At 37.8% G+C, this 10,677-nt stretch carries 6 protein-coding genes; 2 read left to right on the forward strand and 4 right to left on the reverse strand.

Annotated features, from left to right (window positions below):
- Positions 1-328 precede the first annotated feature (328 nt).
- Together AC52RT_RS09835 and AC52RT_RS09840 are read right to left on the reverse strand one after the other, a co-directional pair.
- A complete protein-coding gene (locus AC52RT_RS09835) occupies positions 329-463 on the reverse strand; it encodes a hypothetical protein (RefSeq protein ID WP_495540578.1) in 135 nt (44 codons plus the stop codon).
- A 389-nt stretch (positions 464-852) separates the two neighbouring features.
- Complete coding sequence (locus AC52RT_RS09840) at positions 853-2,886, reverse strand: DUF6270 domain-containing protein (RefSeq protein WP_495540579.1); 2,034 nt, start codon at positions 2,884-2,886, stop codon at positions 853-855.
- Between the two features lie 622 nt (positions 2,887-3,508).
- Here AC52RT_RS09840 and AC52RT_RS09845 point away from each other — a divergent pair.
- The gene (locus AC52RT_RS09845; protein ID WP_495540580.1) at positions 3,509-6,343 is read left to right on the forward strand and encodes a CDP-glycerol glycerophosphotransferase family protein; all 2,835 of its coding nucleotides are present in this window, start codon (positions 3,509-3,511) and stop codon (positions 6,341-6,343) included.
- Positions 6,344-6,357: 14 nt separating this feature from the next.
- Positions 6,358-7,560 carry a glycosyltransferase family 4 protein gene (locus tag AC52RT_RS09850; RefSeq protein ID WP_495540581.1) on the forward strand — a complete coding sequence of 401 codons (1,203 nt, stop codon included), beginning with the start codon at positions 6,358-6,360 and terminating at the stop codon, positions 7,558-7,560.
- A gap of 58 nt (positions 7,561-7,618) precedes the next feature.
- Here the strand turns inward: AC52RT_RS09850 and AC52RT_RS09855 are convergent, their stop codons facing one another.
- Together AC52RT_RS09855 and tagU are read right to left on the reverse strand one after the other, a co-directional pair.
- Entirely contained in the window at positions 7,619-9,151 is a 1,533-nt protein-coding gene (locus tag AC52RT_RS09855; protein ID WP_495540582.1) for a glycosyltransferase, read from the reverse strand.
- Between the two features lie 180 nt (positions 9,152-9,331).
- On the reverse strand, positions 9,332-10,270 hold the full coding sequence (gene tagU / locus AC52RT_RS09860; protein ID WP_495540583.1) for a polyisoprenyl-teichoic acid--peptidoglycan teichoic acid transferase TagU: 939 nt from the start codon (positions 10,268-10,270) through the stop codon (positions 9,332-9,334).
- Between the last annotated feature and the right edge of the window lie 407 nt (positions 10,271-10,677).

Here is a 10,677-nt window from a genome sequence, read left to right on the forward strand (position 1 = left end):
CAATTTATCTTTTATTTTAATAATAGTAGAAGTAATCAAGAGAATTAAGGAGTAAATAATCACACTTTTTCAAATAATAGTATATATTAAGGAATGATTTGTAAATATTGCAATGGACTTATAATAATCATAGAAAGTTGCTCATACTTCTCTTGTAAGTCTATTTTCATGAAGCAATTTACTTATACAAACCGAACGGATAAAAATGAGAGAACAGAAAATAAATGGTCAATATCTCCGTTTAATTTAGAACTTAAGGTTCGTAAGAGGAACAGAAGGATCGCTAGTAGGGAATGGAGATTCTTCCTGCTATCATTATTATAAAGTGTTATTCAACAGAATATAAAATGAACTGAAGTCCTATGACGATCCCTGTTGCCGCGATAATAAGGGAGGCATAAAGGATATTCCTCTTTGCTTTTCTCCTTTTGTACATATCCTCAGGAGTTTGGTACATATTCATTACATCTTCCTCCTAGTATCATAACTCTTACTGCTATATTCTTTACACACTTAAGAACCGCTTTTATCTCCTCTTTTCGAATGATAATTATATCATTAGGACTACCTATTATACATAATAATAAAAATTGGCAGGGAAAATATATGTAAAAAGACCTATTTTGTTAAATGAATAGCGTTTATTTAGAGAGTTAGGATTGCTGAAGTTGTTGAGAGGGAAAAGTGCAGTCGCATGTTAAGGAGCGTAAAAGCTTCTTTTGATTATGTGTTTTAAAATTCCCTAAAGTTTTTTGCTGTACTGTTGTATTCTCTACCAATTGAATCAAGGGCAATAGGAAAAAGGACTCTACTAAAAGTCTTTCGTTTCTTTTAGTAGAGTCCAGTGAAAAATTAGAAGGAGGAATCACTCAATACAATTTTGTTTAGGCGATTGATGAATTCCTTATAATAGCCTGGTTCATAGTGAGAATAGGTTTTTCCGAAAGGGTGTTTATAATGACCAGTATATTTCGTATCAGACAAGTCAATCACTCGGGCTTTAGGTAGCTTATATAAGAAGTAATTGTCTAGTCGTTCCCAGAAATAATTATTTCGTTTAATCATCTGAGGGTTGCTAAAGCTCTTAATTGTTTTATCATGATCGATATATTTATACGTAAAACGACCTTTATTCAAAATAATCCTGTCCTCAGGCAAGATTGCCTTAATTCTTTCCGCAAATAGGTCCATGCCTCTCTTCCATTCGTTGAAATACTCGTCGTTATTGGCATGCGAGATGATTGAGAAATTAGTGAAAGATTGGTAAAGCGGCGTTTCCCTTAATAGAAGGCTGGCACTCACAATGCTTCCTGAATCGAATTTAATCATTTCCCTTGCAGCGTCGGCATAGAGGTCCACGATTAAATAGTCAGGCTTAGCTTGTTCTAAATCCGTGAAGAATGTTTTCTCAAAGTCTCTCTTCAAATAGTTAATATTCCGTGCGCTCATATTCCCTAGCTCAGCAGGATTGAGCGGCATCGGGGATGACATCAAACTGGCGATTGAAGAATGAAATTGTGTCATGATGCAATCATAATAGTCCTTATAATCAGGATTAAAGTAGGCGGTTGAGTTAAATGGGTTCCTGCTGAAGCAAGAGCCGAGTACAGCTACCTTCGTCGCGTTTGCTTTCCGTTGGGCTACTCTTTTGAAGAAGAATGAATAATATCCCTTTCCATTCACATACAGTTTGAACATAAAGGAATCATACGGCAGGTAGTCGAATTTAGTCTCCTTTCTATTTGGCGTAATCACAATATCTGTTATCGTTCCTTTAGTATCTGTCAGCCTTAAGAAGAGATCCCATACATCCTCTGCCTTCACAAGTATTTGCGAGCATAGCTCATCTATGTTAATTACTTTATTGAAGGAGTGGTCTATGAGATGGACCGGGAAGGATATCTCTTCATAATACTCAAAGCGGCTGCCATTCTTAGCACGTTTCTTTGCTACGATGGCGGTCTTAAAAGATGAGAAATCAAAACTGTTTAGGCTGACTTTTCCATTCAAATGGATAGTACGTTCATCAATATCAATACCGACAGGAACTTGAATATTTCTCAGCTTTATATAGATGGCTAATGCATCCATACCATTGATAAACGGTTTAGCCTGATAGAGGCTATGCTCGCTAAAAGGAGTGTACGTAAAGGTATTCGTTGTTAAGTTTTTAGGCACCACAAGCGGAAGAATCAAGGTCTGCTTCTGGCCGTTGAGTTCTACAAAACCGTCCCAAGCTACATCATCTTCTTGCGATTCATTGAACATATTCAAGATATTAGCCTTTGCTGAATATGTGTAAGTTGTGCGTGTTTCGGCAGGTAAGGTTTTCTGATGGTGGTATACGAATAAATCCTTATATTCTCTCTTTCTGAAGGATAGCTGAACTGATACTGTTTCTGCTATCTCTTTATTTAATGTAAACGAAAGTTCCAACTTTCCTTCATGATAGCTCAAGTCATTTACTTCGGCAGAAATGGTCACTGGTTTGATGAGAATCGAAATCTTGTTATCTCCTGTGACATATGGCTTAGCTTGATATAGATTATGCTTGCTTAATATATGATATTCTATGGGATTTACGATGATTAAATCATTCGCATCTATCCGTTCCTCGGTAGAATTATAGCAGTAGTAAAGGTCGAAAATAGTTTCGCGGGCAATATCGTAATTCTCAAGTATATCATTTATATTCGTTTGATACGCGAACTGATCATCTTTAATCTGAATAAGTTTGGAGAATTGAAAGGGTTTTTCTAGCTGACTGTCCATTTTTCTTGGTTTGAAGATTATTTGAAAATGTTGAGTTAATCCATCTGCTCTCCCACGTACAATCATATTACCGGACATTGAGTTAAAGGATAGAGTTGTCGTTGTGATTTTCATTGTTCCCTCCATGTTGTAATAAATAATAAAACTTACTCAATATTTTAGAGTATAATTACACTGTTTTCTACAATTGAGTAGAATATTAAAGGAGATCATGAAAGATACAAGGACAAGAACCTATTGTTGCTTATTTTATATACTGGTCAACAGTGGAGCGCATATTCCTAACTTTTGTTTCAGTAAAAATGGTTCTGTGTCGCTTATGAAATCTAGAGTCTTAAGAGATAACGCCTGAAAGCTGGGAATCCGACTAGCTTGAGGTATGATTGGACTGCTATTTTGCGGGTGATGATATGTCGGGTGTTTTGGATAGCAGGATAGAACGAATGATTTTTAAATAGCTATTGTAGCCAATTGTATACCTTATATGTCGACTGCTTTCCATAACAAATGAAGTGAAAAATTAGACAAAAGGAAGAGGGGGATACTAGTTTTTGTCGGTTTTAATCGTATTGTGAAAAAATAAGCTGAGAATCTGATGAAAACTTATCAAAAGAATGGGGCTTTAGGTTATTATAGAAGAGGTTGAAATTTTTTGCGGTATGCGGAGTAAAAGTGTCCTTTTCACTTAAGTAGAATGGAAGGGGCTAAGAATAGAGATTTGACAGAGGTGTAATGAATGAATGTACTCGAATTGATTTGGAAACCCAAACATCAATCGAAATACTCATTATATGATGTGTCGGTGACATCAAATGAGATTCTGATAAGTCTTAAGGTGGATGGGGAGTTTGAGGAGTTTCGGGATGGAAAGTTTCTCTTGGAGGAACGCTCATCGATGAGCCAATATCAGACGGAACTCACGTTTAGCAACAATATGTATAATGCTATCATTCCCTTGAATGATTCAATCTGGCAGGAAGAAGGCGGCATACTGGACGCTTACGTTCAGTATACGGACTCAGAGGGTGAGCTTCGGAAGAAACGGGTTATGAATACCATGTCAGCCCTGCTAGAGATTGATCCTATATTTATCAGGGAAGTTAATAAATCGGTCGTATTATATTCAACAGTTAAAGGGAACTTATCATTTAAATTCATTTCAAGAAACGCATTTTTAAAGACAGAGATGCTGACGCTCAGTGAAGACGGGCATCTTATTATAAAGGGGCAAGTGCATATTCCTAACTGGGATGTCCAAGATTCCCGATTTGTCGAAAAGGAACTGATTTTGAAAACTAGATCAGAGGCTCAATCTATTCTTCTCACAGGTATGGAACGTGAAGAGAAATGGAATGAATTCAATCTGGATTTCCAATTAAATCATTCATTTTTCAGTACGATAGTAACGGATAAAGTAAAGCTTGCGCTTAAGCTAAAGTATGAAGATGAGGAAATGGTTCTGCCAGTTACGGTACCTGATAAACTTGTCTTTAATAATATGGCAGAGTTCCCTGTTAAAGAAGGAATCAAACGGATTTATTTGGATGTAGAAGAGAATGGCTCACTCACCCTGTCGGCGAAGATTGAAAACCTGCAGGCAGAGGTTGCAAGCATCTATTCTGAAAATGGGTACATTCAATTGAATGGAAGTTTAATTGACAAGAATGACCTTAATCATAAGATCACTCATAAGGCGCGTTTAGTATTTAGGCTGCGAGATTCAGAGGTCGACCATGAGGAAACAATCAATCTGGATAACTCTCAATTTTCCTATTCTATCAATATAGCCGATTTTGTCGATAAAGGCCTGTTTATGCAAGGAATTTGGGATGTGTATCTTGGTTACCAAGAGCAAGAGGTCCGATTGGTGACTAGGCAGGATGATATTCGCAATAAGCAAAAGCTTATTTCCATTCCGCAGCAGCTTATGTATTATCCTGACGGGACAGCATTCGTGATTAAGCCTTATTACACATTACATGAAGAGGTGGCTATCCTTTGCCGTGACCAAATCAATGTGAAATCCGTTGATAGGGTAGAAGCTAAAGATGATAAGATCGAAATTACAGGGAAGTTAAATATTCAGCCTCCTAATAAATCATTGCCTGAGATTACTGGAGGAGAAATCCTGCTTAAAGGAGAGTTTGGAAAAAAATATAGAATGTCTGCTTCTTGGCATTTACGTAAAGCCGGTAAATCTCCGTTAGAATTCCAATTCAGGGCCGTAATTGATTTGAAAGAGCAAGGGTTAGAAGGAGAAATCGATGATTTATTAAGACAGATTAACTTTGATTTGATTGAATGTAAGCTGCAGCTGGAGCATGGTTTCTCTGCTTTCACAATGTTTATTGACCCGGTGAAGGTTATCGCAACCTTTGAGGATAAGTTCAAGAATAGACCACGTATTCAGAAGCAATTACAAAGATGCCGAAAAGGCTTCTATTTGCTGATGAACAAGTTAGCGCCGATGAATAAGAAAATGGTCATTTTCCAAAGCTTCCATGGGAAAAGTTATTCTTGCAGTCCAAGAGCCATTTATGAGCAAATGATAGAAGAGAATCTGGGTTATAAGTATATCTGGGTCTTAAATAACCTTTATGATGAGCTGCCTGGGAAAGCGATCATTGTCCGTCCTCATTCGTTTAAGTATTACTATTATATGGCACGGTCGAAGTTCTTCATTAGTAACGGGAACTTCCCGGATTTCTATAAGAAAAGAAAAAATGCCGTTCATTTGCAAACATGGCATGGAACACCGCTTAAGAAACTAGGCTTTGATATCGATCCCGGTTCCCCGTCATATGCCGAGAATACATCTCCTGCATTGATGAGACGTAATGCTAGATGGGACTATTTGATTGGACCAAATAAATATACATCAGATATTTTGAAGAGGGCCTTTAAGTTTGATAAGCAAATGCTTGATGTCGGTTATCCGAGGAATGATTTATTCTACAAGGAAGAGCGTTTAGAGAAGGCATTAAAAATTAAAGAAAAATTGAATATACCTGCTGACAAGAAGGTGATTTTATACGCACCAACTTGGAGAGATTATGATTTCCATTCTGGAAAACAGCATAATCCATACGAGTTTAAATTCAACATGGATAAGTTCATTGAGGAATTCGGGGAAGAGTATGTTTTATTATTGAGGCTCCATTATCGAGATGCTGCTCGTATACGCTTAAAGGGCTTAGATCATTATGTATATAATGTCTCCAGCTATAATGATATTCAGGAATTATATTTAATCTCAGATATTCTTATGACGGACTATTCTTCTGTTATGTTTGATTATGCTAATCTTAACCGTCCAATGATTTTCTTTACCTATGATATTCATCGATATGGCTCACAGATCCGCGGATTCTATATGGATTTCCAAAACGAAGCACCAGGACCTATTGTGCGGACAGAAGATGAATTATTCGATACGATAAAGCACATTGATAGCATCACACCGGCCTATAAAGAAAAGTATGACCGATTTAGAGAAGAGTTCTGTCATTGGGAGAAAGGCCAAGCCTCTAAAGATGTGATTCAAGCAGTCTTTGGCCATTCTAGTAAATAAGGAGTATTGATGTCATGCGGATTCATTTTTTAGTTTTAGATATATATGGAATGGGAGGGACGATTCGAACAGTCTTGAACGTAGCCAACTTTCTAGCGAAGGAAAACTATGACGTTGAAATCATTAGTGTTCTAAGGCATAGAAGAGTTCCGTTCTTTGCTATCGATCCCAGAATTAAGATTACTGTCTTACATGATAAAGTGAACAGAAAGAAAAATGATCGAAGTCTCAAAACAAGAATTGCCAATAGACTTTTACGAATGAAGAGCAGATTGCTCCATTCCGATGATGAGGCAATCCACCTGTTCTCAGTGCTTACGGATATCAAGATGTACAACTATATCAAAACCATAACATCAGGGATTTTGATTACGACTAGACCGAGCTTTAATATTTTTGGAACGAAATATGCCAATAAAGGCGTCACGATCATTGGGCAAGAGCATCTGAATTTCGAAATCTATCCAGAGAAGCTAAAGAAGTCCATACTCAAGCATTATGTGAATCTGGATTACTTAGCCACTTTGACAGATGATGATACGAAAGATTATCAACGATTGCTCTCCGATGGGCGTGTAGTTGTCAAGAAGATCACTAACTCTGTTCCTGAATATCAGGGTCTTACGGCGTCTCTGAAGTCAAAGACAATCGTCGCAGCTGGAAGACTTGTTCCCCAAAAAGGGTTTGATCTATTAATTGAATCCTTCAAAATTGTCCATGAGAAATACCCTGATTGGAAGTTGAAAATCTTTGGAAGCGGCCGTGAAAAGGCCAATTTAGAGGAACTGATTGAAAAGCATCGCTTATATAATCATGTTATTCTGATGGGGCCAACTCAAAATATGGAGCAAGAGTTACAGAAGGCATCTATCTATGCATTGAGCTCGCGATTCGAGGGATTCGGCATGGTTATTGTAGAGGCCATGCAAGTGGGTGTGCCGGTAGTAAGCTTCGACTGTCCTAAAGGGCCAGCTGAGATTATTGAACATGATGTGGATGGTCTTATTGTCGAAGATGGGAACATAGAGAAGTTTGCAGATGCCTTAATGGAATTGATGGGGGATGAAGTAAAGCGAAACTCCTTGGCCAAAAAGGCAATTGAAAATGTAAAGAGATATGAAATAGATAATATCGGAATGATTTGGAAGGAAACGATTGATGAGATTAGTAGTGGATCTCACTCAAGTCATCGGGTTGACTCTGAAATCACAGCCTAACGTGTAAATGACAAAGTCGCTGCGGGATCCCGCGGCGACTTTGTATTTTTATACAAGATTAACGGATTTTTTTTCGGTCTTCAATCGTTTGGAAAACATGAATCCAATCAGAGATTAACCGCTCTTCACTAAATTCCTCAGTGATTTTTCTTGCTTCTAATGACATCGAATTGGCTTTCTTAACATTAGTTAGTAATTGGATGATACTATCCGCCATTCCCTCAATGTCGCCTTTGTTCAGGATGATTCCATTGACGTCATGTTTAATCATGTCTTGTGGTCCGTAATTGAAGTCGTAGCTGATTACAGGACATCCGCAGCTCATGCTTTCCAACATGGTGAGCGGCATGCCTTCATAATCGGAAGGCATAACGGATAGTCTAGCATTCATAAAGATTTTCTGCGAGTTCTCTGTCAATCCCATTAATTTAACATTGTTTGCAAGTCCATATTGTTGAATGAGCGTACTAATGGCCTCTCCTTCAGGACCCCATCCGTAAAGCTCCAATACCGCATCCGGTACGGCTTCAATAACTTTCTTGAATGCCATAACTGCGTGAGTAGGATTTTTGACAGGTGCAAAACGGCCAATGAAGACCACTTTCTTAAGATCTCTATGAGCATCCTTGATATCAATTTTTGGAGCGTGATGAGGGACATGGAAGATATTTTGGTTGCTCCCATATTGCCTCTCAATATCTATTTTTTGCGCATTTGTTAAGTAAACGACACCATCCGCCTGTTGTTGGCGGTCAAGGAAGTACTCAAGTTCTTTTTTGATTGGGCTCCCATATGTATATGGTGCAGCGAAGTGGTTATTGTGGAAGGTATAGATAATAGGAATATTTTTGTTTCTGATTCTTGATAGTACTGGGAATTTAAACGCATACTCTGAGATCAATATAGTATCTCTAGTATCCTTAAGAACCATATTTTCTAACCAGTAGAGCAACAAATCATCTTCATTTGCAAATTCAGCTTTATATTGGCCGTATTCATCAAACCAAAGGGCATGGTTAACCTTATTGTCTGCAGAACTATGAGCGAGGCTTAAAAAGCAATTCCCTTTTTTGTTCAAGTGTAACGTTCTTATCGGCGTATTTTTAGCTGGATTCATATATTCAACTTTTCGAACATAGCCTTTCATATCGTACCATTCACGTTTATCCCGAGTGAAATTAGGTTGGAGATAATCGATGAAATTTATTGTACCATTGTCTCGGTACATTTTAAATTTCTCATAAATACCGTTCCTGTAAGATCTGTAAATATTCTTTCGTGTCTTATCAGGTAATGTGACATAGCCCTCTTCTTCTATAGCATTAAGCTTTTGTGCCCTTGTATCATTATAGTGGTCGGCTGCTAGCTCATTCCACATATAGCGAACTTTTATGTTAGGATGAAGAATTTCGTTTCTGATTAGTCTTTCAAGTTCCTGATCGAAATCTAAATAATGAGCATGAACTAAGATTTCGCAATCCATGCCAGCTTTAGTGAGTGCGTTTGCTCTTCTGATAACTGAAACAGCTAATCCGTTAGTTGGTTTTGAGGGGAGTCTTCCATGCATAAGTATGAGTACTCTTCGGTTCATAAACAATAATTCCTTCCTTTTTATTAAATTATTTTAATATAACTAAAATACATACTGGTTCTATTGTACTATCTGTTTGTAATGGAGGAAAGATAGTTTTATGTAACATAGTACGACGAGAGTAAATCTAATTGGAATGAATGAGAATAAAAAAAGGGAATCCTATTGGATTCCCTTTTTTTATTTCTCTATTTGTAAATGTTTCTTAAGAGTTGCTTGCAATTCTGACTTAGCATCATCCGGAACAGCATAATAATAAATCCCGTTAATCTTCGTCCCGCTGCCTTCCACTTGAATTTGTTCTAAAGACTTGGCAGCCTGTTTATAGTTCTTCTGGATGGTCACCATTTGTGAGAAGGCGATGTCTGTTTTCACATTATTGCCTAATGCATCGAAGATACCATCAAAGTTAGCAAGCGTAGATAGGCTCGCGCCTTCTTTGATAACGGCTTGGATGATTTGACGCTGGCGTTTCTGGCGGCCGAAGTCACCTTGTGGATCTTGCTTCCTCATGCGGGAGTAGGCAAGTGCTTCTTTTCCGTTTAACTTGATCGTACCCTCAGCAAAGCTGTGTCCGTCTTGAGTGAAGGCGAAATCATTGACCACAGTTACTCCGCCAACGGCATCGACAATATCCTCAAATCCTTCCATATTCACCTTCACGTAATAATCAATCGGAATATCTAAGAAGTTCTCAACTGAATCAATCGTCATATCGACACCGCCGAAAGCATAAGCGTGGTTTATCTTATCGGTTGTCCCGCGACCAATAATTTCTGTCCGTGTGTCACGGGGGATACTGACCATCTTAATAGACTCTAGGATTGGGTTGACGGTCAAGACGATCATCGTATCCGAACGTCCTTTATCCCCTTCGCGTTCATCGACACCAAGCAGTAACACAGAGAATGGTGTCTGATTCTTAAGACTTAAGTTTTCGGTCCGTTTGCTTGAACCGTCACGATTTGTTTCTTCGTGCATATTGTTGACAGCGCTGCTAAAGGAGTTATATACCGTAAATGCATAGGTACCTGCAGCAATCAATAATACAGCTAAGGTGATGAGAAGGACCTTCACCCAGGTCTTTTTCTTCTTTTTTCTGCTTCTTTCTGCTCTCATATAGCTACCCCTGATTTCTAAATTTTATTAGTCTATTTCTATTATATCTGATTTACCGGAGGGATGAATATGAGTTTTTTTGTATGATGGTCATTGTTTATGTAGAAAAGGTGGGATAATGGTTTCATGGAGATTGGATTAATTTGGGAGACAAGGACTAATTTTAATTTAGCAGGGTTGATTCAGAATTTCGCCCTTAAACGACGAAATCAACCTCATTTCATTCACAAAGGCAGTACCGAAATCCTCTTTATATCAAAAAATACAGCTGTTGGGCTTTTTGGATGAAAATTCACATTTTCTTTCCATACTTTTACTAAAACCTCTCTAAATGATTGTTTTCTGAGCTATCTTTGATTAGATTTGCCATATAGAGGGGGATAGGGTATGTTTATATATCTAAGTAA

This window comes from Peribacillus sp. (assembly GCF_059453735.1).